This window comes from Companilactobacillus nodensis DSM 19682 = JCM 14932 = NBRC 107160 (assembly GCF_000615905.1).
Classification (GTDB): Bacteria; Bacillota; Bacilli; order Lactobacillales; family Lactobacillaceae; genus Companilactobacillus; species Companilactobacillus nodensis.
In genome coordinates this window covers 1-22,757 of the sequence record NZ_BAMN01000006.1, presented here as the reverse complement: position 1 = coordinate 22,757, position 22,757 = coordinate 1, and the positions used below count along the sequence as shown (strand labels likewise).

27 protein-coding genes and 1 tRNA gene are annotated in these 22,757 nt (G+C 37.3%); 5 read left to right on the top strand and 23 right to left on the bottom strand.

The features are described from left to right. Positions 1–9: 9 nt before the first annotated feature. Positions 10–1,389, bottom strand: a complete 1,380-nt coding sequence (locus JCM14932_RS05580; RefSeq protein WP_025024019.1) for a carboxylesterase family protein — start codon at positions 1,387–1,389, stop codon at positions 10–12. Positions 1,390–1,587: 198 nt separating this feature from the next. On the opposite strand from JCM14932_RS05580, the gene JCM14932_RS05575 reads away from it, so the two are divergent. Both JCM14932_RS05575 and JCM14932_RS17400 read left to right on the top strand, forming a co-directional pair. Next, on the top strand, positions 1,588–1,779 hold the full coding sequence (locus JCM14932_RS05575) for a hypothetical protein (RefSeq protein ID WP_025024018.1): 192 nt from the start codon (positions 1,588–1,590) through the stop codon (positions 1,777–1,779). Between the two features lie 163 nt (positions 1,780–1,942). Continuing rightward, on the top strand, positions 1,943–2,071 hold the full coding sequence (locus tag JCM14932_RS17400; RefSeq protein WP_268870360.1) for a hypothetical protein: 129 nt from the start codon (positions 1,943–1,945) through the stop codon (positions 2,069–2,071). A gap of 46 nt (positions 2,072–2,117) precedes the next feature. Here JCM14932_RS17400 and JCM14932_RS05565 read toward each other — a convergent pair. From JCM14932_RS05565 to miaA, 4 genes are all read right to left on the bottom strand, one after another. Continuing rightward, a tRNA-Arg gene (locus JCM14932_RS05565) sits at positions 2,118–2,191 on the bottom strand. Positions 2,192–2,337: 146 nt separating this feature from the next. After that, positions 2,338–2,607, bottom strand: coding sequence for a hypothetical protein (locus JCM14932_RS05560; RefSeq protein WP_025024017.1), 270 nt, complete (start codon positions 2,605–2,607; stop codon positions 2,338–2,340). Positions 2,608–2,661: 54 nt separating this feature from the next. Continuing rightward, a complete protein-coding gene (locus JCM14932_RS05555) occupies positions 2,662–3,915 on the bottom strand; it encodes a methionine gamma-lyase family protein (RefSeq protein ID WP_025024016.1) in 1,254 nt (417 codons plus the stop codon). Next, complete coding sequence (gene miaA, locus JCM14932_RS05550; protein ID WP_025024015.1) at positions 3,908–4,834, bottom strand: tRNA (adenosine(37)-N6)-dimethylallyltransferase MiaA; 927 nt, start codon at positions 4,832–4,834, stop codon at positions 3,908–3,910. The genes JCM14932_RS05555 and miaA overlap by 8 nt, the downstream gene beginning before the upstream one ends. 84 nt (positions 4,835–4,918) lie before the next feature. Here miaA and JCM14932_RS05545 point away from each other — a divergent pair, with 84 nt between their 5' ends. Beyond that, a complete protein-coding gene (locus JCM14932_RS05545; protein ID WP_025024014.1) occupies positions 4,919–5,113 on the top strand; it encodes a DUF3042 family protein in 195 nt (64 codons plus the stop codon). Between the two features lie 91 nt (positions 5,114–5,204). Here the strand turns inward: JCM14932_RS05545 and JCM14932_RS05540 are convergent, their stop codons facing one another. From JCM14932_RS05540 to JCM14932_RS05485, 14 genes are all read right to left on the bottom strand, one after another. Then, entirely contained in the window at positions 5,205–5,612 is a 408-nt protein-coding gene (locus JCM14932_RS05540; protein WP_034542683.1) for a rhodanese-like domain-containing protein, read from the bottom strand. A 33-nt stretch (positions 5,613–5,645) separates the two neighbouring features. Beyond that, positions 5,646–6,602, bottom strand: a complete 957-nt coding sequence (locus tag JCM14932_RS05535) for an ROK family glucokinase (protein ID WP_025024012.1) — start codon at positions 6,600–6,602, stop codon at positions 5,646–5,648. Next, a complete protein-coding gene (locus JCM14932_RS05530) occupies positions 6,599–6,829 on the bottom strand; it encodes a YqgQ family protein (protein WP_081776112.1) in 231 nt (76 codons plus the stop codon). The genes JCM14932_RS05535 and JCM14932_RS05530 overlap by 4 nt, the downstream gene beginning before the upstream one ends. Continuing rightward, positions 6,822–7,094, bottom strand: a complete 273-nt coding sequence (locus JCM14932_RS17010; RefSeq protein ID WP_235700530.1) for a rhomboid family intramembrane serine protease — start codon at positions 7,092–7,094, stop codon at positions 6,822–6,824. The genes JCM14932_RS05530 and JCM14932_RS17010 overlap by 8 nt, the downstream gene beginning before the upstream one ends. Continuing rightward, on the bottom strand, positions 7,061–7,492 hold the full coding sequence (locus tag JCM14932_RS17005) for a rhomboid family intramembrane serine protease (protein WP_235700529.1): 432 nt from the start codon (positions 7,490–7,492) through the stop codon (positions 7,061–7,063). The genes JCM14932_RS17010 and JCM14932_RS17005 overlap by 34 nt, the downstream gene beginning before the upstream one ends. Continuing rightward, complete coding sequence (locus JCM14932_RS05520; protein WP_025024010.1) at positions 7,492–8,049, bottom strand: 5-formyltetrahydrofolate cyclo-ligase; 558 nt, start codon at positions 8,047–8,049, stop codon at positions 7,492–7,494. The genes JCM14932_RS17005 and JCM14932_RS05520 overlap by 1 nt, the downstream gene beginning before the upstream one ends. A gap of 48 nt (positions 8,050–8,097) precedes the next feature. Then, positions 8,098–8,247: a 50S ribosomal protein L33 gene (gene rpmG, locus JCM14932_RS16275; RefSeq protein ID WP_081776111.1), complete on the bottom strand. Its 150-nt coding sequence runs from the start codon at positions 8,245–8,247 to the stop codon at positions 8,098–8,100. A gap of 91 nt (positions 8,248–8,338) precedes the next feature. Continuing rightward, positions 8,339–10,438, bottom strand: coding sequence for a peptidoglycan D,D-transpeptidase FtsI family protein (locus JCM14932_RS05515; RefSeq protein ID WP_025024009.1), 2,100 nt, complete (start codon positions 10,436–10,438; stop codon positions 8,339–8,341). A 40-nt stretch (positions 10,439–10,478) separates the two neighbouring features. Then, positions 10,479–10,775: a HesB/YadR/YfhF family protein gene (locus JCM14932_RS05510; protein WP_025024008.1), complete on the bottom strand. Its 297-nt coding sequence runs from the start codon at positions 10,773–10,775 to the stop codon at positions 10,479–10,481. A gap of 53 nt (positions 10,776–10,828) precedes the next feature. Beyond that, positions 10,829–11,305 (bottom strand): transcription elongation factor GreA, encoded by a 477-nt coding sequence (gene greA, locus JCM14932_RS05505; RefSeq protein WP_025024007.1) that lies wholly within the window; start codon positions 11,303–11,305, stop codon positions 10,829–10,831. Between the two features lie 100 nt (positions 11,306–11,405). Next, on the bottom strand, positions 11,406–12,554 hold the full coding sequence (gene mltG, locus JCM14932_RS05500) for an endolytic transglycosylase MltG (protein ID WP_025024006.1): 1,149 nt from the start codon (positions 12,552–12,554) through the stop codon (positions 11,406–11,408). A 54-nt stretch (positions 12,555–12,608) separates the two neighbouring features. Next, on the bottom strand, positions 12,609–15,038 hold the full coding sequence (pheT, locus tag JCM14932_RS05495; RefSeq protein WP_025024005.1) for a phenylalanine--tRNA ligase subunit beta: 2,430 nt from the start codon (positions 15,036–15,038) through the stop codon (positions 12,609–12,611). Between the two features lie 4 nt (positions 15,039–15,042). After that, positions 15,043–16,089, bottom strand: coding sequence for a phenylalanine--tRNA ligase subunit alpha (gene pheS / locus JCM14932_RS05490; protein WP_025024004.1), 1,047 nt, complete (start codon positions 16,087–16,089; stop codon positions 15,043–15,045). A gap of 288 nt (positions 16,090–16,377) precedes the next feature. Further along, complete coding sequence (locus JCM14932_RS05485) at positions 16,378–17,139, bottom strand: TrmH family RNA methyltransferase (protein WP_025024003.1); 762 nt, start codon at positions 17,137–17,139, stop codon at positions 16,378–16,380. 64 nt (positions 17,140–17,203) lie between these two features. Between JCM14932_RS05485 and JCM14932_RS05480 the strand changes: the two genes are divergently transcribed. Further along, complete coding sequence (locus JCM14932_RS05480; protein ID WP_025024002.1) at positions 17,204–17,479, top strand: acylphosphatase; 276 nt, start codon at positions 17,204–17,206, stop codon at positions 17,477–17,479. A 56-nt stretch (positions 17,480–17,535) separates the two neighbouring features. Next, positions 17,536–18,546 (top strand): membrane protein insertase YidC, encoded by a 1,011-nt coding sequence (yidC, locus tag JCM14932_RS05475; RefSeq protein WP_025024001.1) that lies wholly within the window; start codon positions 17,536–17,538, stop codon positions 18,544–18,546. A 34-nt stretch (positions 18,547–18,580) separates the two neighbouring features. Here the strand turns inward: yidC and JCM14932_RS05470 are convergent, their stop codons facing one another. The 4 genes from JCM14932_RS05470 to JCM14932_RS05455 form a co-directional block, all read right to left on the bottom strand. Further along, positions 18,581–19,663, bottom strand: a complete 1,083-nt coding sequence (locus tag JCM14932_RS05470) for a sensor histidine kinase (protein ID WP_235700528.1) — start codon at positions 19,661–19,663, stop codon at positions 18,581–18,583. A 29-nt stretch (positions 19,664–19,692) separates the two neighbouring features. Beyond that, positions 19,693–20,379 carry a response regulator transcription factor gene (locus JCM14932_RS05465; RefSeq protein ID WP_025023999.1) on the bottom strand — a complete coding sequence of 229 codons (687 nt, stop codon included), beginning with the start codon at positions 20,377–20,379 and terminating at the stop codon, positions 19,693–19,695. Between the two features lie 472 nt (positions 20,380–20,851). Next, positions 20,852–22,273 carry an NADP-dependent phosphogluconate dehydrogenase gene (gene gnd / locus JCM14932_RS05460; protein ID WP_025023998.1) on the bottom strand — a complete coding sequence of 474 codons (1,422 nt, stop codon included), beginning with the start codon at positions 22,271–22,273 and terminating at the stop codon, positions 20,852–20,854. Between the two features lie 70 nt (positions 22,274–22,343). Beyond that, a partial coding sequence (locus JCM14932_RS05455; RefSeq protein ID WP_025023997.1) for a DUF177 domain-containing protein occupies positions 22,344–22,757 on the bottom strand: 414 nt, incomplete at its 5' end.

Sequence of the window (22,757 nt, the reverse complement as noted above, 5' to 3'; positions counted from 1 at the left end):
GTAACTTTTTTACAACTTATAATTTTGCCAAGGCATATTTTCGATCCACTGATGATTTATCATCGAGACACTACTTAAGTCATTTGAATCCAATTCCATCACCAACTGATTTTTGTCAAACAAAGGCCACTCATACTTAATATCATCGTTGTATGGTTTATCATTCAGCAGAAAATCTACGATCAATTGGAAATAATACTTTCTATTTTTACGATATTCAATATTCAACTCATGAGTTGGTGTATTCAAATACTCAATATTGCCACCATGACGTCCGTCTAGCACTGTAAAGTAATTACCATAGACCTCAGCCTCATTTTCAGCTAAGAACTTTTGGCTTCTAAATGCCGGATAACTGTACATGGCCTCACCGATGAGTCTGACCAAATCAGTCTTTTGATCGCCATCAGATGGTAATTGTTTGAGGACAGCATCAGCATTTTTACCGAACAGATCCGGTACAATGTTATTCTTCAATCTAGACAAGTTAAATTTATTTAATGCAGCCTGCTCATTACTACCCGCACCGATCAACGACTTAAAGTCCGTTCTCTGTACACGCTGTGCGACCACGCTCAACCAGTTATCAGAGATCAAATCATTGTCAACTATTGGACCAAACCAATTAGTCGCAATGTGTTCACCGATCGTATTCCGTTGAACAGTTAACAAGCCATCATCAGTCAGGTTCAGCAGATCTTTATCAGTTGAAATATTATTTGTCTTACAAAACCTCTCGGTCACATTTTGTGCCGTTTCGAGATTTCTAATGGTTTGAAACGAACCACTGAAAAGAACAATTTTACTGATTTTATCAAGCAACTCAGAATTAGATGCCATCAGCGCCGCAATTGACTTAGCACCGGCTGATAAACCAACCAGACTAATATTATCAACATCACCACCAAATTTAGTAGCGTTATCGATGACCCACTCGATGCTCTTCAGTTGATCAGATAGCCCAACATTAGTATCGCCGCCAGTCACCTTACCCCAACCAAACAATCCAAGACGATAATTAGGCATGATGTGAACAATTGGCTGTTCATCTAACCACGGCATGTTTTTGGTTGCATTACCACCGTGCAAGAATCCCCCACCATAAAATTCAATAACAATTGGAAACTTTCCACTAATGTCAGGCGTTGAAATATCTAGATTAAGACAGTTCTCCCCGAAGCGGACATCAGAATTTTGAAATGCATTATCCTGCATTGGTTGAATTCCTGGTCGGACTGCTAAATTGATCTTTTGTGGATCATCAACATAATATTCCTCAGCACGTTTAAATCTACGTGCATATCCGAATGGTACTCCAAGAAAGTTTACGTGATTGTGTTCTTCAAATCCCTGATAAATACCAGTTGTAGTTTTAATAATTTTTTTCATTCACAATCAACCCCCTGTTACCGAATCATATAAGCATTTTATATTGTCTAACATTGTAGACTAATAGATAGTATTGAACAAGAATAGGTTTCCATTAAATTTTTTTATTTATTTTGATCAACTTTAAGAATAAACTTGTTTAATTTTCAGACCTTGTATATAATTTTTCCGACACATTTTTTAGGGAGAAGGAAACCTATGGTCTTAACAGATGCACAGAAACGTGCCAACAAAAAATGGCACAAGAATAATCGCGAGCGAGCAAACTACATTGCCATGCGCTCTTCAGCGCGTAGTTTCATTCGCAATAAATCTACCACTGATGATTTGGAGGAACTAGAACACATCATCAAAACACGTAAGATCGAACTCAATGGCAATGCATTATAGACTACTTTAGTAGTCTATTTTTTTATCCTTTAAAACAATATTAATATCATAAACATATATTTTTGTTTCTTATCATAAATTTGATATACTTCAGTTGCTAAAAGATGTTTAAACATATATAAAAATATCTTTTAAGTCTATGTTTCTGTTGGAGGTTTTGATTATGAAAATACTTAATTGGATCAAATTAGTTTTTAAGCCCCAAGGTAAATCAGAAATGTCAGTACATGATAAAGAATTTCTTTCTGAATTACAGGAAGAAAACAAATTAATTTTATTTGGTAGCAAGTAAAAAAAATAGACAATACCGAGTTAACGATATTGTCTATTTTTATTTATGTCACAGGTGAGATTCGAACTCACGACCTACGGTTTAGAAGACCGTTGCTCTATCCAACTGAGCCACTGTGACATCACTTGTTCTATTATAGAGAATGGTTTAAAAAAATGCAACGGGAAAAATTAAAAAATTTTATTTTTTTATTTTGCAATACAAATATGCTTTTATAAACAAAAACAACGCCCACGAATATCTTATTCATGGACGTTATTTGCGCATTAAACGCTTCTATATTGAACATCATCTTCAGCAATTGGCAGAGTTTTTTCTGCATCCCTAACTAATCCCTGAATCAAAACAGAGTTCATGGGTGAAATCCCAAATATTTGTTTCTCGATCGTTGTACGCAAGGTATCATCAAAACTACGCATAACGATAGAAGATTGATCCAGCAGACTATTGTTTACCAAGACTAAACTTCTATACGTGTCTTTATCATATCTTTTATTAAACTCACCTATAAAATTCTTGAGAATTACACTTTGCATGTCCTCACCTCAAGTACCATTATACGAACGTGTGTTCGATTTGGCAAGGTGATTTTAGTAGAATAATTCCTTACATGCATTAGAAATGGCAATCTTAACGTGCTCGTATGTTAATCCACCTTGAATATAAATAATATATGGCGCACGCATTGGACCATCGGCTGAGAATTCTACACTAGCACCAGAAACAAAAGTCCCGGCAGCCATAACAACTTCATCCTCATAACCTGACATTTCACTAGGTTCTGGAACAACATTTGAATCGATTGGTGAATATTGTTGAACCAATTTAGTAAACTTAACCATCTTATCTGGATCATTGAAGATGATTGTTTGAATCAAATCAGTTCTATCATCACTCCACTTTGGAGAAACATTCAATCCCATTTTAGCAAACAAGGCAGCTTCAAAGATAGCACCTTTTATGGCATTTCCAGTTACTCTTGGGGCAAGGAAGAAGCCTTGATACATTTCTTCCATACGATCGATCGTAGCACCTTCAGAAGCACCGATACCAGGAGCTGTTAAACGATAACTTGCTAATTCAACAAGATCCTTCTTGCCGACAATGTATCCACCAGTCTTGGCTAAACCACCACCAACATTCTTGATCAATGAACCTGCCATCAAATCAGCTCCAACTTCAGTTGGTTCGATTGTTTCTGAGAATTCACCATAACAGTTATCGATAAAAATAATTACGTCCTTAGATACCGAACGTACCTCTTTGATGATTTCAGCAATTTCAGCCACTGTCAGGCTCTTACGAGTCGAATAGCCACGTGAACGTTGAATTGCTACGACCTTGGGATTTTGCTCTATAATCTTGTTTTTCATGGTCTCATAATCAACCTTATCACCGATCATATCAACTGAGTCAAAACCAATCTTATAATCGATCAATGAACCACGCTTGTTACCAGCAATACCGACAACTTCTTGCATTGTATCGTAAGGCTCTCCAGTAACGTATAACAAATTATCACCAGGTCTTAAAATACCAAACAGCGCAGTTGCCAAAGTATGTGTACCGGATACAAATTGTGGTCTAACTAAGGCTGCTTCAGTCTTGAATACGTCAGCATAAACCGCCTCTAGTTGATCACGTCCACGATCATCATCCCCATAACCAGTTGTACCGAGCAAACTACTCTCATCAATGTTTTCTTTTCTAAATGCTTTGAGAACTTTGTCCTGATTATCCAAAACGCGTTCATCAATTTCATTAAGCTTCCCTGCTATTTCGTTATCCACTTGTTTGATTGCTTCTTTCAACTCAACTGGAAAACTGTCATTCCATCTAGCCATTATATCCTCCTAAAAATCCTTTGATTCGGTTTTCAATTTTTGTTTGATAATCTGGTTCCTCACTAATATTATACCAATCGACATCCATCTGATTACGAAAATAAGTTAATTGTCGTTTAGCAAAATGCCTTGAATTCTTCTTGATCTCATCGAGGCATGACTCCAGTGTAGCAGTCCCTTCAAAATAAGGAAATAACTCCTTGTAACCAATTCCGTTCTTAGCTTGAGGTATTTGGTCACGATTGTCATAAACTGGTCTCACTTCGTCTAATAAGCCCATCTCGACCATTTTATCGACCCGACTGTTGATACGGGCATATAATTTGTCCCTGTCATCGGTTAAACCAATCAAATAGAACTCTGCCCACTGATTTCCATTATTTTGATCAACAATAGATTTACCAGTTTCACGATGAACTTCGATTGCCCTGATAACTCTTCTAGCATTTGAAATATCGATGGTCTTCATTGCTAAAGGATCTTCGTCACGCAAAACCTTAACTAACCCATCGATACCAGAATTTTTCTCAATTTTTAATAATTCTTTGCGTAGTTCATTATCGCCATCGGCTTTTCCACCAAGATTCAGATTTTGTATCAATGAATTCAAATAGAATCCCGTTCCACCTACAACGAATGAATTCTTCTCATTCTCCGCCAGATTCTCAACAACTCTTCTCGCTTTTTGTTGGAAGTCCTTGACGGTATATCTCTCGGTCACGTCGCTGATATCAACCAAGTGGTGTGGAACCTCAGACAGTTCTTCTGGGCTATCCTTTGCGGTCCCAATATCCAATCCACGATAGATTTGCATCGAATCACCAGAAATTATTTCACCATTAAATTTTTGTGCTAATTTTAATCCAAGCGCACTCTTACCCACTGCAGTTGGTCCGACTACTGCAACAACTTTTTCCAAAAAATCACCTCTCTGCATCGTATTTTATAGATATTTTACAAGAAATAAGCCATAATGGGACTTAAAGATTAGGAGGTATTTATTATGGCAAAGAAACAAAAACATTTACGTTTTGTTAAAGGATTCTTATTTGGTTCAATCACTACAGCAACTGCTGTATATGGCGCACTTCACGCATTCAAGAAGACTGTAATCGAACCAGAAGATGCTGAAAATGATCGTATTGAAGCAAACCGTCGTCGTGCTAACCGTAAAAGCTTACAAGCACACCAAGGTTAATTAGCAACAAATAACAATCACAGACTATAAAAAAAGGAGACTTGACAATATGTCACAGCCTCCTTTTTTCAATATTTTCAAATCATTGTTTTTAAAGTTTAGTAGTCTTCTTAGTTTTACCTTCCCAATCAGAAAAACGCTCATCCAACCATTTAACGTTTTCAAAGCCCCACTTTTTTTGCAACTTAACAGCAGCGCGAACACTGACTGACTTACGGTCTTCATATAAATATACCGGTAGATCAGGTCTTAGTTCACCTTCATTGTACTTGAGCTGAGAATAAGGCAGATTACGAGCACCTAAAATATGCTTAGCGTCAAAACTATTCTTTTCTCTTAAATCAACGATTTGAGCTTTTCTCATTGTTGATTCAAATTCTTCACCACTAATGGCTCCACCCATTTGCTTACCCTTATACAAGTAATAAGCCCATGTGCCGACCCAATAGATCAAGAATCCAATTACAATGATGTACAAAATAATGTTAATAACTTGCATCAATAAAAACCCCTAACTAACTTTTAATCAACTTTACTTAATCAATGAAGCGGCACCAATAACACCGGCACCATTTCCAAGACTTGCTAATCTAACTTCAGTTGAATCCTTAATAGTTGCGAACTCATTAGCACGCATAGCTTTTTCAACTTTGTTTAGCAAGAAATCACCAGCGGCTGAAACACCACCACCAATAACAACATACTTAGGATTCAATGAGTTAGCAATATTTGCCAAAGCAAATCCTAATGAATCACAGACATAGTCTGCAACGATCAAGGCAAGATCATCACCAGTTTTAGCTAGATCAAATACATCCTTAGCAGAAATATCTTGACCATCATCAAGCATAGCTTTCAATTCTGAATCTCCAGCGTATTCTCCAGCACGATCTCTGGCTACATGTACAATACCAGTTGCAGAAGCGATTGTTTCAAGACAACCTCTCTTACCACAAGTACACATGAAACCATGAGGATCAACAGTAACGTGTCCAATTTCACCGGCAGCACCATTGGCACCATGTAATAATTGACCGTTAGCGATGATACCACCACCAACACCAGTTCCAAGAGTTACAAAGACAACGTCATCAGCGTTATTACCAGCACCCTTCCATCTTTCACCAAGAGCAGCAACGTTAGCGTCGTTCTCAATAGTTACAGGAATGCCTGTGCCAGCTTCAATATCTCTAACTGGATAAACTTCATCTTTCCAGTTCAAGTTGAAAGCACCTTTGATAGTACCCTCTTTAAAGTTGATAGTACCTGGTGATCCCAAACCAATACCACTGAATTGATCAGCTTTCATGTCATACATCTTAAGATGATGATTAATTGAATCAATAATATCAGGAATAATTAATTGACCATCAGATAGAATATTTGTTTCAATACTCCACTTTTGTTGAATGTCGCCTGCAGCAGTTAAAATGGCGAATTTAATTGTTGTACCACCTAGGTCAACACCGATTAATTTCTTGTCTGTCACTTTGATCTGTCCTTTTCTTTTTTTTCTTCTTTTCTATGTTCAGCCTTTAAAACCAATTGTGCATTAATAAAAACTTTTTTTTCAATCATTCCATTTTCGTACAACCGTTTAACCTCAATTGACATCAACTCGATATCCCACATGCGCTTACCTAAGTGAACGTAGGTACCAAATCTCTTGAGTAATTGTTGTACGTCATAGAGGGTTCTAAAGCTCATTTCATCCATAGACTATCATACCCTTTGTATACATAAAATAAGAAATAGCAACAACCGATACCATGGCAAGTACCCTAAAAATCACTTTAGGACGCTTAATTCCTGGTAATCCTAATGCTAGTCCAACTAGGAACCCACCAATTGCACCACCAATGTGACCCCAAATATCAATTCCTGACATTGTGAGATCAAGTATTAAGTTGATGACGATAAGTCCTAAGAAACTCTTACCTAACTCTGCTAAGAAGCGATTCTCCTTGTAGATGACTGCCAAGCCAAAAAGGCCGCAAACAATCCAAATAAAGAAGTACTGGCACCAGCAGATATTGTGTTAGATGAACCAAACGCAAAACTAGCAAGATTACCTGTTATCCCACTTAAAAAGTAAATAAAAAGAAATCTAACATGTCCTACCATTGGCTCAAGTATCTGACCAACATAAAAAATTGTAAAACCATTCATCATAATGTGTAAAACACCAATATGAATAAACATTGGTGTAATCAATCTCCACCATTGACCCTCTTGTACAAGATTATTCGTCTTAGCACCGAAGGTCAGTAAAGTATTGATATTTTGTGAACCACCTGAAAGTGTTTCTGCAGCAAAAATGCCAATTGTAAAAATCAGCAGAAACCAAGTTACATATGGTTTTTCTTGTTGATAATTCATTATGCATCCTTTGCTACTGAGATAATTTGATCGATGGGTTTGTCCAATACAAAAACAGGCCATTGTGTCTGTAAATAATACTGACGTGACAAAGCCAAGGCAACGGTCTTAGTTGGATATTGTGCCAAATAACGATCATAATATCCCGCACCGAAGCCCAAACGAGCTTTTTTATCTTCAGAGAATGCCAATCCAGGAGCAATTATCAGCTCTGGTGGATTCAATACATCAGTCTGATAATTTTTGGGTTCTCTAACACCAAATGAACTGGTTTCTAATTCTGTATCTTTAGTATATTGAACGAAAGTCATTGAATAATCTTTAAAAGTCTTAGGAATATATACTTCCTTACCTAAATCCCAACACTCTTTGATGATAGGAAACGTTGGAATTTCACTTCCCATACTCAAAGTAATACCAATACTCTTGGCTGCTTTGAAGCCACTATCATCAAATAATTTAAGATAAACTTCATTGATTTCTTTTTGTGCTTGATCTGATTTCATGAATTCTTCCATGATATCGATTTGTTTTTTTCTGAAGCTGACTTTATCCAAAAGTTACCTCCCTAGTAAAAAAAAACAACAGGAATTTTAACCTGTTGTTTATTTTGTTTCGCGATGCAATGTAACAACACGCTCACGTGGGCAATATTTTTTAAGTTCTAGACGATCAGGGTTGTTACGCTTGCTTTTGTTTGTTAGATATGTACGTTCATGGCATGATGTACATTCCATTGTTATATTTACTCTCATGTTTGGAACATCCTTTCATAAAATCCTTAACTAAAATTCAACTAGTCAAATATACCATTATTATCAACATTTTTAAAGTGTTAATTTAAGATTAATCTTGACCCGTCATCTTATAGTAATCTGTATAGATTTGTTTTGCAACTAATTGTGGATAGTTCCCTGACTCACTAGTTAGATTAGGGAATACGATAGCCATAGAAACATTTGGATCATCATAAGGTCCAAACGATACCAAACTAGTTGTAATTGTTTCAGGTGGGTCCTGATTATCAGGATCATTAGGGTTGTAGTAGAAGGATTGAGCAGTACCTGTCTTAGCAGCTACTGAAGGACTTAGATCCTTCAATCTTGTAGCTGTAGTCCAGTAATCTGAACCGTGAACAGCATTGTACATACCTCTTCTGACCACATTCAAATCAGCCTGAGTGAAACCAACTTTGTTTAATACAGTTGGAGTCGTGACTGATTCAAGCGCACCTTTAGTACCATCATTCTTAGTCTTTTGAATAGATTGTACCAAATAAGGCTTCATTCTGTATCCGCCATTGGCGATAGTTGAAATATATTGTGCCATTTCGATCAATGTATATGAATCGTAGTTACCATAAGACAAATCCAGTGCTGAACCAGTCTTTAATTGTCCCTGACTATTTCTAACGGAACCCTCGATACCGCCAGTTTCACCGGAAATATCGATCCCAGTCTTAACACCTAATCCAAATTGATTGAAGTACCCTCTCAACTTAGAGAAAATGTCAGGATTCATAGTCATTGATACCTTAGGTACATACTTGGCATTAGCTTCTTTCATAGCTAGAGCCATCATGTACTCATTAGAAGACACTTCTAGGGCCTTCTCGGCATTCATACTGCTATAAGTACCAACTGGGTAAACAGACTTTTTAACGGCACTACCAGGCAAATAAATTGGATTATCAGCCTGCACACTGTTAGTTGGAGTAATTACTCCATCCATCAATGCACCTAGAACCGTAGCACCTTTAACAGCCGACCCCATAACGAACGTTCTATTGATAACACCAAGAGCATCTTCAGATGTCTTACCAGTTTGTGGATCATTTCTAACACCGGCCATAGCCAAAATAGCCCCGGTCTTAGGATTCTCAACAACAACATAAGCACCATCAGAATACTGAGTTATTCCTGCAGCCTGAGCTGAAGAAAACTGCGTAGACAATGCACTTTGAACTTTCTTTTGGAACTTAGAATCAATAGTCAAATTTAGGTTTCCACCCTTTTGACCACCATAAACTAACTTACTCTTTTTGATTTGGTTACCGGAACCTATTTGAACTTCACGTTCACTCTTAGTACCAGAAAGAATCGTTTCATAACTCTTCTCCAAATAACTAGTACCGACACGGTCGTTACGTGAATATCCATACGCCAGCATAGTGTTTAATTCATCGTCTGGAATACCTTGTTGTTCCGTCGATACACCACCGATAATACTTGCAATTGACTTACCCTGAGGATACTCACGATTCCAGTTAGTACCAACACTAATACCAGGTAATTCAGTCAAATGTTCACTTACTTCAGCAATTTCTTTTGAAGTTAAATTCTTATCCTTCAAGAAAACCGTCGAAAGTGAATATGCAGCACTCATTTTTTTGAACAGAGTTGCCTTTGACAGTTCCGCATCACTCAGATGCATCCCCATCTTCTTAAGATATTTGATCTCATTATTATAAATTGTCGTATTGGATAGGGCATCACCATTCGAATCTCTTCTCCATGACTTAGGCATTTGTTTCGCTACCTTAGCTTCCTTACCAGGAGCTGACAAAATATAATCAGCTTTATCACGATCTGACAAAGTTTCTTTTTCGATTGAAACATACTTTGTCAAACGATTAACGATCGTATAAATATCACTGGATTTTACTCCAGAACTTTTTGTATAAGTAATGGCACTTTCTGTCGAGTTACCTACTAATAAGCGTCCCTTAGAGTCATAAATCATCCCACGTGGTACACTTCCTGTCATTACTGTCTTATCTGTACGATCTACCTCAGCCGCAAACTTACCACCATAAACGATTTGTAAATAAGCTAATTGACCAACTAGCAGAGCGAACAACGCAAAGACAATAAAAAAAAGCAGGTTAAGTCGAAATGGGATAGTAGACTTAGCTTGACTACCTGTTCTTTTCTTTATTATATCCAGTACTCTTCTCATAGGTTTCCCTTCAAAATACTATAAAGCATTATTCATTAGATTTAAAAATATATTTAGGTCCATCTAGATCTGGGTCATATTCAACTAATAGATCATAGCGAGCAAAGAACCATGTATCAGCATCAGTGATGTAATAAGTAATACCATCAATAACTGTGCTGGATTCCGGCTTTACTGGTTTTTCCTTACGCATTGCGATTGAAAATCCCTCATGAACCATTGTTTTACCGTAGACCTTACCATAGAAATGTACACCATCACCGGGTACTAAGTCCATTTCATCTTTGAACCATTTTTGTGCTTTTTCTGTCAATTCAATTTTCATTATTTGTCCACCTCATTTAACGTATGAGATAAACATAGCAGAAAACGGTTACGCTATGCAACTTCTACGGCTTTGATAGTAATGTCATAACTTCCAACAGGAGTTTCAACTGTAACAACATCTCCGACGTGTTTACCCATCAATGCCTTGGCAATAGGTGAATCATTTGAGATCTTACCAGCATCAGGATCTGATTCTGCTGAACCAACGATGGTATATTCATCAGGTTCCTCACCATCTTCTTGAACAGTAACTTTTTTACCAACAGAAACTTCATCATGGGCAATATCATCAGTATCAACAACATTAGCATATTGTAGCATTTCGATAACTTGTGAAATACGTGATTCAACAACACTTTGCTCGTCCTTTGCTGAAGTATATTCTGAGTTTTCTGATAGATCACCGAAGCCTCTAGCAATCTTAATACGATTGATAACTTCTGGACGTTTAACTTTCTTTAAATCTTCCAATTCTTCTTCTAACTTTTTCTTACCTTCTGCTGTCATTGGGTAACTTTTTTCTGCCATTATTAAATCCTCACTTTTTTTATTATCTTTATTATTTTAATCTCAAAATGTCATCTAACCGTTAGATTAGATGACATTTGCTATTATATACAATTCATGACTATTGTCCTAGAGAAGCACTTATCTTATCATGCTCTTCACGAGTATGTGAATAATAAACTTTTCCGGTCTTCAAGTCAGCAACAAAGTACAAGTAGTTTTGATTTCTTTCTGACGGTTCAAGGACCGCCTCAATAGATTGTAAACTAGGTTGGTTAAATGGTCCAGGACCATAGCCAGCATTCTTATACAAGTTATATGGTGATTTTACGGCGATATCCTTATAAGTCAAGTGTGTCTTATGCGTATTCAATGCATACATTACAGAAATATCTGATTGAATAGGCATATCGATATCGATTCGGTTAAGGAATACTCCGGCAATCTTCTTACGATCCTTGTTTTTAACACCTTCACGTTCAACAAGTGACGATAGTGTCATTACCTGTTGAACTGTCAGACCCTTTTCCTTAATGGTTGCATAGTAAGGTTCCATCTCTTGATTTTCCTTTTGAACCATTTGGTTAACGAGTTCCTTCAGTGTCAATCCCTTATACACTCCATAAGTTGCTGGGAACAAATATCCTTCAAGATGGTAACGAACGTTATCTTTAGCCATCGTTGAATCTAACAACTGTGGATAGGTTTTTTGAAGTGACTTGAGATAACTTTCATTCTTCATCAACTTCAAGAAATCCTTCTTCTTGAAATTAGTGCTCTTTTGAATCTGATCACCAATTTGCTCGATAGTGACACCTTCACGAACTAGCACAGTATCTGAAGCAATACCAGTCGGCTCGGCACTACTACCATTTTGAAGTTGTTTAACGACTTCACTCAAAGGCATTGATTGCTTGAAAGTGTAATATCCTGCTTGAAAATCAGTATAATTCTGAGCTTTGATATAGAAATTAAAGACACTGGCACTCTTAATAACCTTATCTTGTTCCAATTGTTTGGCAATTTCTTTGCTTGAGGAACCAATTGGCACTTTCACCGCAATATTTGCCTTGCTGTTTGCATCATATGGCTGCATTGAACTATTTACATAGTTAAAGCCAATAATAGCTACAACAACTGCTAACACTGCGATAACACCAACGATCCAATACGCTATGTGATTAGCGACCGTTCGTTCCTTAGCACGAGTCTCAATTTTTTCACTGGACTCTTGTTTTAATGCTTCTTTTTTTTCATCCTTTTGGCTCAAGACACAGCCTCCCGAGTTAATTTAATTAGAATTATACCATTAGTTTGAACGCAATTATCTAATTTCTACATTAAATTTTTGAACCAAACTGTCTTTAACAACGTCAAAAGCCTTTTCAACTGTGTCATCTGTCAAAGTATCTTCAGGGTTTTGGAACACTAAATGATAACCAAGTGACTTATGGTTTGCCTTAATATTTACACCTTGATAGACATCAAAGATGTTAACATCGATCAGATACTTACCACCATTGTCAAAAATATCCTTAACAATTGCGCCACTTTCGATATCCTTATTAACCAAGATAGCGAGGTCACGACTGATACTTGGGTACTTAGGAGCAGTCTTAGCTTGCACATTGCGCTTCTCCATACCAAATAGTGTGTCAACGTTCAATTCAAATACAAATGTTTCATCAATACTATGTTCTTTTTGGTAGTCTGGATGTAGTTTACCAATAAAACCAATGGATTGTCCATCTGCTATTATTTCAGCAGTTTGACCAGGATGCAAGTTAGAAATTTTATTAGTTGCATGATATTCAAAATTTGCATCGATATTTGTGAACGATAATAATTCTTCAACTATACCTTTAACATCATAGAAGTCGACCTGCTTAGATTGAGTATTCCATGAATCCAAGGCTATATTACCACTAATTGCACCAGCAATATATTCGATTTCCTTAGGACGATCGACACCATCTGCACGATCAAATATTCTAGCTTGTTCAAAAACACTAATGTCATTATTATTTCTAGCTTGGTTATAGGCTACATTATTAACCAATCCAGGAATCAAACTGGTTCTCAAGTATTCATGATCTTCAGTCATTGGGTGCAATAGCTTAGTGTAGTTAGTATTGATCACATTAAAGTCTTCAGCTTCTTTTTTGTTCATCAATGAGAAGTTTGTAACTTCATTCATTCCTTGACCTAACAAAATATTACGAAGCTTATTACTGAACTCACGTTTTGGAGAATATCCACCAGCCGTCTCCATACCAGTAGGCAATGTTCCCTTCAAGTTCTCATAACCATAGATACGAATAACTTCTTCAACGAGGTCAGCTTCAATACTCATATCCCAGCGTCTAGTAGGGATCGTAACTGTAACATCATCGTTATCGAGTTCAGCAGTAAAACCTAGACGATCAAAGATATTCATGATTTCTTCAGCTGACAGGTCAAGTCCCATCAAGTGGTTGATGTGTGAAATCTTACCCTTGATAACTGTTGGCTTAGCTTCTGTTGCAATTCCAACCAATTCATCAGATATCTCACTGGCTTGAGCATTTTCGTCAACTAATTGAGTAGCGCGCACTAATGCATCTGATACGGCACCATTGTCGACACCTTTTTCAAATCTATTTGAAGCATCCCCACGAAGATCGTGTCTTTGAGCAGCTTTACGAACAGCCGCGCCATCATAAACCGCACTTTCTAAGACAACGTTCTTAGTTTCATTAGTAACACGAGCACTGATTCCACCAGCAACACCAGCTAGACCAAGGATTTGATCTCCAGCAGCGACTACTAAGTCGTTCTTGTTCAAAATAGTATTAGTATTCTCTTCATCGTCTTGGTTGTTCAATTCGGTTGAGAACTTCTCACCTGATTTGGCGTTACGAACCGTAATGTGTTTCTCTTCTAGTTTATCAAGATCATAGGCTTGAATTGGTTGGCCAAATTCAATCATGACGTAATTGGCAGCATCGATAACATTATTTACAGGTTGGATATTTTGATTCCAAAGACGACGTTGCATCCACAATGGACTTTCACCAACAGTAACATCCTTCAAAGTTCTAACCAAAAAATCAGGTACTAGTTCTTTGTTTTCAATATCTACAGTTAAGTCATTTGAGTCAATGATTTTTGATTCATCAATTGAAGGGGCAGTATATTCAGGCTTCTCATCGTATGTAGCACCAATTTCCCAAGCGGCTCCACGCATACCTAATGTATCAGCACGATTAGGTGTGATGTCCATATCAACCATGTCATCGTCTAGTCCAAGTGCTGTTAATGCATCAGTTCCTGGTGCAACTACTTCTGGGAAAACATAGATCCCGTTGTGATAAGCTTCAGGAACGTATTTTGTTGGGACACCGATCTCATCTAAACCACAGATCATACCGTTTGATTCTTGACCACGGATCTTACCTTTTTTGATACGTTTGCCCTCTGGTAAATGAGCACCATGTAAGGCAACGATTACGTATTGGTCATTGGCAACATTGGGAGCACCACAGACGATTTGAATGTCTGAATCTTCACCAACGTCAACGGTTGTAATATTCAAGTGATCTGAATCTGGATGTGGGGCAATACTTGTAATGTGTCCGACAACTAATTTATCTAATCCTTCAGCGTTGTGAACAGGACTTGATTCGATACCTGTCAATGAAATCTTGTTAGCCATTTCCTCAACAGTATGAGTAACTGGGATATATTCTTTTAACCAATTAACGGAAATTTTCATTATCTTAATTTACTCCTTTGAATTGTTCTAGGAATCTTACATCGTTCAAGTAGAAGTCACGAATGTCGTTGACCCCGTACTTCAACATAGCGAATCTCTCAGGTCCAAGACCGAAGGCAATTCCACTATAAACAGTTGAGTCAATACCTGACATTTCAAGAACGTTAGGGTGACTTAAGCCAGCCCCTAGAACTTCGATCCAGCCAGTATACTTACAAATACGGCAACCTTCACCACCACAGTTGAAACACGAAACATCAACTTCAACACTGGGCTCAGTGAATGGGAAGTAACTAGGACGGAAACGAATTTCACGGTCTGCACCGAAGACGTGACGGCATAATGCTTCAAGTGTTCCCTTTAAATCTGCCATCGAAACATTCTTATCAACTACCAAACCTTCGATTTGATGGAACTGATGTGAGTGAGTTGCGTCATCATCATCACGACGGTAAACAACACCTGGTGAGATAACCTTCAAAGGACCCTTGGAGAAGTCATGAGACTCCATGTCACGGCCTTCTTGAGCAGAAGTTTGTGTACGCATAAGTAATTGATCAGTCAAATAAAAAGTATCTTGCATATCACGTGCAGGGTGATTCTGAGGGATGTTCAAACGTTCGAAGTTGTAATGATCTTCTTCAACCTCGTGACCAGCATCGACACGATAACCTAATCCAATGAAGAACTCTTCAATGTCTTCGATAGTTTGATTCAAGATATGTCTAGTACCATATTTCCTTGGTTGAGCAGGAAGAGTGACATCGATTGTTTCTTCTTCAAGCTTCTTAGCAACCAACTTGCGGTTCAATTCTTCCATTTTTTCTTCAATGGCAGCCTGAATATCCTTCTTAACATTATTGGCAAGCGTACCGATTTCAGGACGTTCTTCAACTGGAACATCTTTCATTCCACGAAGTGCCTTAGTAATTGGTCCCTTCTTACCTAACAAATTAACTCTTAAGTCATTTAATTCTTGGATTCTCTCAGCACGTTTGGCATCATCAATACCACTAGCACGCAAGTCTTTTAATTTATCATTTAATGACATTCGTTGTTCCTCCTAAATTAATTCCTAAAACAAAAAAAGTCCTCGTTCCAAAAAAGGGACGAGGACTCGCGGTACCACCCTAGTTCATATCAAAAAAGATATGCACTCAAGGGTTTTATATAGTAAACCAAGCTTCAAAACTCAGAAAGTGAATTCGTCATTTTGTTCATTCGACCTTCTCAGCAACTGGCCTTTTCTGAAATAAACGCTGTGATTACTACTTTTCGTCATCGTTTTTACAAATATTATATATATCGATTATACAAAAATTTAAAAGTTTCGCAAGTTTTAAATTGATTTCAAACCATACATCAAGACACCGGCAGCGACTGCTACATTGAGTGATTCGGCTTTACCAAGGATTGGAATGAAGATATTTTGGTCAGTTTCTGACAATACGTCTGCTCCTAATCCGTGAGCTTCGTTACCCATAACTAATGCAAAATCATCGGTCTTTTCTAGTTTGTTGTATGGCATGGCCTCTTTATTAACTTCTGAACCATAAACTTTCAAGCCTGACTTCTTAGCAATTGAAATTGCTTTTTGGAGATCCATGCGATAAATTGGCATATGGAATTGACTACCTTGCATTGATCTTTGAACCTTTGGTTGGTAGAAGTCAGCTGAATTCAAACTAGTGATAACACCAGTATAGCCGGCAGCGTCAGCAGTACGAACGATCGTACCAACATTACCAGGATCTTGAACGTCATCCAAGATCACCCATTGGCCTTTCATTTCAGTTAAGTCATCATTCTCTTGTACCTTAACGACCGCAAAGATTCCTTGTGGTGTTTTTGTTTCAGATAATGCTTGTGCAACATCATCTGAAACACCGGTAACGATGTCATGATACTTCTTTGCTAAACGATCATTTTCGTTGTTTTCAGTCACATATAACTTAACGATTCTTTGATCATTGGCATCAGCTTCACGTACCAAATGAAAACCTTCGATCAAGTAAGTACCAGTTTTTTTGATATTCTTAGTTGCAGACAACTTTGCTAATTGTTTAATTTCATCATTTTTTTTAGACTCAATATATTTCATTAAATTCATCCCTCTTGCTTTCTATTATATAATGTTACCATATTAAAAGATTGAGGTGATAAGTATGAAGCATCTTTCCATTAATGTTTCGGGATTAGTCCAAGGAGTTGGCTTCCGTTATTCAGTCGTCCAACTGGCTGATAAAATGGGCGTTGTCGGAACAGTTAGAAATGAAATGGATGGATCGGTGTCAATTGAGGCCGAGGCTGACGAAAGAATTTTATATATTTTCTTAAGTAAAGTTAAGGCTTCCCCTTCACCCTTTGGCAGGGTTGATAAATTGGACTATACTTTTTCTGATGATGTGAAATCTTATAGAAAATTCACCGTCATCGGTTGAAACGTCAATTAACTTAACGTATATTACTTTTATATGACTAAAAGGGTGGTTTATAAGTGAATAAAAAATTTGTCAAATATATATCAGTTCTATCACTCGTGATAGTTCTGTCGTTAGTTATCACTGGTTGTGCTCAACGAACCGGTGCTGCCTTACACGCTCCACAGAGCGGACCTTACGGATGGATCTATAAATGGATCGGTACACCGTTCCAAAACTTGATCCTCGCCACTGCCAAAGCAATTGGTGGTAAAAATGCTTACGCATGGGGAATCATCATCATCTCATTCGTAGTTCGTTTAGTTCTATTGCCACTTTCCTTGAACCAACAATACAAGTCGACAGCTCAACAAGAAAAAATGCGCGCTGTTCAACCTCAATTGAAATTAATTCAAGAAAAGCAAAAAGAAGCTAAAGATCCTGCAACACAACAAAAAATCAGTAGCTTAATGATGGAAGTTTACAAGAAGAACAATTTGAGTTTGACCGGTGGACTAGGATGCTTGCCATTGCTACTTCAAATGCCCGTTTTGATCGGTATTTATCAAGCCGTGCAATATTCTAAAGAAATTGGTGCCGCAACCTTCTTATCAATTCCACTTGGTAAATCAAGTATGGTCATCACGATCATTGCTACATTGTTCTATGTTGTTCAAGGATTCATGTCACTACAAATCGTTCCACAAGAACAAAGAAAGCAAATGCAAACAATGCTTCTAATGAGTCCTATGATGACATTCTTCATCTCAATGATCTCATCTGCTGCCTTGGCATTGTACTTCTTAGTCGGTGGTATCATCATCGTCATCCAACAATTGATCACTAACTACATCATCATGCCTAAGATCAAACGTGAGGCTGACGAGAGATTGAAACACAATCCTGTTACAGTTGTTGTTACTGAAGAATCATTGAACAAGATCCTAGGTTCAAGTTCATCAAGTACCTCAAGTTCCAATTCATCTAACACGTCGGATATCGTTGATGAAGGCGATGAAGACTCACATGAATTGCACAAGAACATTCGTGAATTAAATAAGGGTAAACAAAATAGACCTAAAGATTAACGAAAAAAAGTACTCCGAAATTTCGGAGTACTTTTTATTTTGCTTCAGTTTTCTTTTTCTTAGAACGTGACTTAGCTTTTTCTTCTGAATCATTAGCTTCTTCAGTATCTTGCAACAATGGCAATTCAATTCTAAAGACCGTACCGGAACCGACAACACTTTCTACTTCCAATGTACCATGATAGATCTCTATCAATCTTTTGGCGATAGAAAGCCCTAGACCGTTTCCTCCACGCTTTCTAGAGCGTGCCTTGTCAACTCTGTAGAAACGATTAAAAATTCGTTTAACGTCATTTTTGGCGATTCCAAGACCGTAGTCTTGAACTGCAATTTCTAGTACTTCAGAATTAGTTGATGCTGACAGACTTATTTCCTTACGATCAGCGGAATACTTGAAGGCATTATCGAGAAGGATAACCAATACTTGTTCAAGATGATTTCGATAAATCTTAACAATACTGCCATCCCTAATATCATCATCAAAATTGATAACAAAATCATCATGCAGCATCTTAAAATCATTATAGACTTGAATAAATAGTGGCTTAACCTCAGTAGTCTGATCAAGATAATCACTATCAATTTGCTCAACTCTAGTTAGGTCAAGCATTTCTTGAATCAAGGATTGCATACGTTTCAATTCTTGCAATGAAGAATTGATCGAATCATTCAAAACCTCAGGATCATCTTTGCCCCAACGTTGCAACATACTTAAATGTCCTTCAAGGACAGCAACTGGAGTTCTCAACTCGTGAGAAACGTCCTCGACGAACTCCTTCTGTTGGTTAGTATAGGCTTGCATCCTATCAAGCATCTTGTTGATATTAACTGTTAAATCGTAAATCTCATCATTGCGTTTACGAATTTTGATACGCGAATCAGAATCAGGTTTCTTATTCAAATCATCAATTGTATTATTGACAACCTTGATATTATTCAAAACTTGATTGACCGCAAAAAAGCTAACCGCAACCCCTACAACAAATACAACGATTCCAGCAATTATCAATCTAGTATTAAACGTACGGATCACGGCTGGCGTAGCGACCTTGTCAACCGTGTGCATGGCAATGGTTGCTACAACAATGTACGCTGCTAAAATAACTGCCGATATCATTGCGGTCCATTTAAATCGTATAGAGATCCTCATCGACGCATCACGTACCCTTTACCACGAACGGTAGAGATATAACTTGGAGCGCCACCACGATCGATCTTATTTCTCAAGTACTTAATATAAACGTCAACGACATTTGTTTCTGTACTGCTGCCGCTTCCCCAAACACGTTCCAATAAGTCATCACGACTCAAGACAGTGCCAACGTTCTCCATCAAGGCACTCAATAAATCATATTCACGTCTAGTCAAGTCGATCACTTCACCGTTACGCTTCAAAGTTTGTGTAGTCTTATCGATCACCAAATTCTTGTATTTCAAAACTTGGTCATTGTTACGAGTAACATCGATATCTAAGTCGATACGTCTTAACAAAGCACGAATACGAGCAAGCAATTCTTCAATTGCGAATGGCTTAACGATATAATCGTCAGCACCGTGATCCAAACCGGATACACGATCAATAATTGAATCACGTGCAGTCATCATAATAATAGGTGTGTTCTTCTCTTGACGAACACGACGACAAACTTCAATTCCGTTTAATTCTGGAAGCATAAGATCAAGTAAAATAAGATCCCATTCTTCACTCAATGCAGCATCAAGACCTGTTCGACCATCTCGTTCAACAGAAACATCATAGTTTTCATGTTGAAGTTCTAGTTGAACAAATTTGGCCATATTTTCTTCGTCTTCAATAACAAGTATCTTAGCCATACTATTCTCCCGTATATTAAATTTTTTTAATTATCACTTAATACATTAAGTGGATTGTGCCCTCTCAAGGCAATGCACTAATGATTTTAACATATAGCAAAAATTAAAAGAAGACAAGTTTTTTATTTTGAGATGAAAAATTATACATTTTGGTCCAAAAAATGGATTAGATTAGAGAATAATTTACGAAGTAAAGCTTTCTTTAATTGTGGTGATAACAGCGAGTTGACGGCAAGATTAATTATTTTATTGCCTTGATTCATTTGTTAAAAACTTTTTGATTGAAAAATTTAGAAAATAAAAAAGCCAGACTATCGAAATTTCTTTCTTAGTTTGACTTTTGTTGTTTGTGCTTTTGAAACGAGTTGCAAAAGCCAGATTTCTGCGCCTGCTACGAATAAATAACGTGTCACTATGTGCCACAACATTTATTCTAGGCAGTGCTCAAAATCTAACCGGCTTTTTCCACTCTCTATTGTTCTTTATACCAAGTATAATGGAAAATACCAGGTTTATCAGTTCTCTCGTATGTATGAGCACCGAAGTAGTCTCTTTGTGCTTGTACTAAGTTAGCTGGTAATACTTCTGAACGATATTGATCGTAGTATGTTACGGCTGACATGAATCCTGAAACTGGGATTCCTGCTTGAACGGCGTAACTTACCACGTCACGAACAGCGGCTTGATACTTGTCAACGATATCCTTGAAGTAATCATTTAACAAGAGATTATCAAGTTTAGCATCTTTGTCATATGCATCAGTGATCTTTTGTAGGAATTGTGCACGAATGATACAACCGGCACGCCAGATTTGGGCGATTTCACCGTATTGTAGGTCCCAATCATAGTGATCTGAAGCAGCCTTCATTTGAGCAAATCCTTGAGCATAACTCATGATCTTACTGAAGTACAATGCCTTACGAATCTTCTCAACTAATTCGTCAACATTAACATCAGGCTTACTTGTTGGACCAGCTAATACCTTGCTTGCCTTAACACGTTCGTCTTTGTATGCAGAGATATAACGTGAGTAAACAGCTTCAGTAATTAGTGATTGTGGAACACCAAGTTCTAGAGCACTTTGTGAACTCCACTTACCAGTACCTTTATTACCAGCTTTATCCATGATCTTATTAACGATGAAGTCATCACTGCCTTCGTCATCTTTTCTAGTTAGGATCTCAGCAGTAATTTCAATCAAGTAACTTGATAGTTCACCCTTGTTCCAGTCCTTGAATACATCAGCAACTTTATTCAAGTCGTTGTTGTACAAGTGCTTCAACAAGTTGAAACTTTCAGAGATCAATTCCATATCACCATATTCGATACCATTGTGAACCATCTTTACATAGTGACCGGCACCATTAGGTCCGATATATGATACACATGGTGCGCCATCTTCATCAGCTTTGGCTGAAATTTGTTCCAAAATTGGAGCAACCAAGTCATAAGCTTCTTTTTGACCACCTGGCATCAATGAAGGTCCTTGCAATGCGCCAAGTTCACCACCAGATACACCCATTCCGATGAAGTTAATACCTGATTCGTCTAGACGTTTATTTCTTGCAATAGTGTCCTCAAAGAATGTGTTACCACCATCGATCAAAACATCACCCTTATCAAGCAAAGGAATAAGTTGGTTGATAACTGCATCAGTACCAGCCCCGGCCTTTACCATCATAAGAATACGACGAGGTTTTTCCAATGAATCTACGAAATCCTCGATTGTATAACTTGGATATAATTTCTTGTCAGGATGTTCCTTAACAACAGCTTCAGTCTTTGAACCTGTTCTATTAAAAATTGCAACATCATAACCGCGACTCTCAATATTTAAGGCTAAATTCTTACCCATAACAGCCATACCAATAACACCAATTTGTGGTTTTGCCATACTTTTACCTCCAACTTTTATTACATAACATATTAATCATAACAAAAAAATAAAAAAGGAGTATATAATATCACTCCTTTTCCTCGTTATCTTTAAATAAATTTTTTAATTTAGCAAATTCAGGATTAACTTGTTTATCCTCTTCTTTTTGCTTCTGGTAGTCCTCTTCAGAAATAACTTCCCAATTCTTACCTGATGGCATATTTTTACCTTTTTCTTCGTCTTCAGTTAAAACTTGGCTAGGAATACTTAACAAAATATTATCCAAAACTGATTCATAAACATCAATTGTTGGATGCTCATCATCGATAGGAATAATAATAGTATTCTCATCTAATTCCTCAGTATCAATATCATCAATATTGTAAGCTTCGTTAATTCTGATTTTTAATGGTAGATCTACTGGTGTCAAACTTCTGGTTGAAGGTAATGTAACTTTTGTTTCAACCTTGATATCAGAAATCACCAAGCCATTATCGTTGAA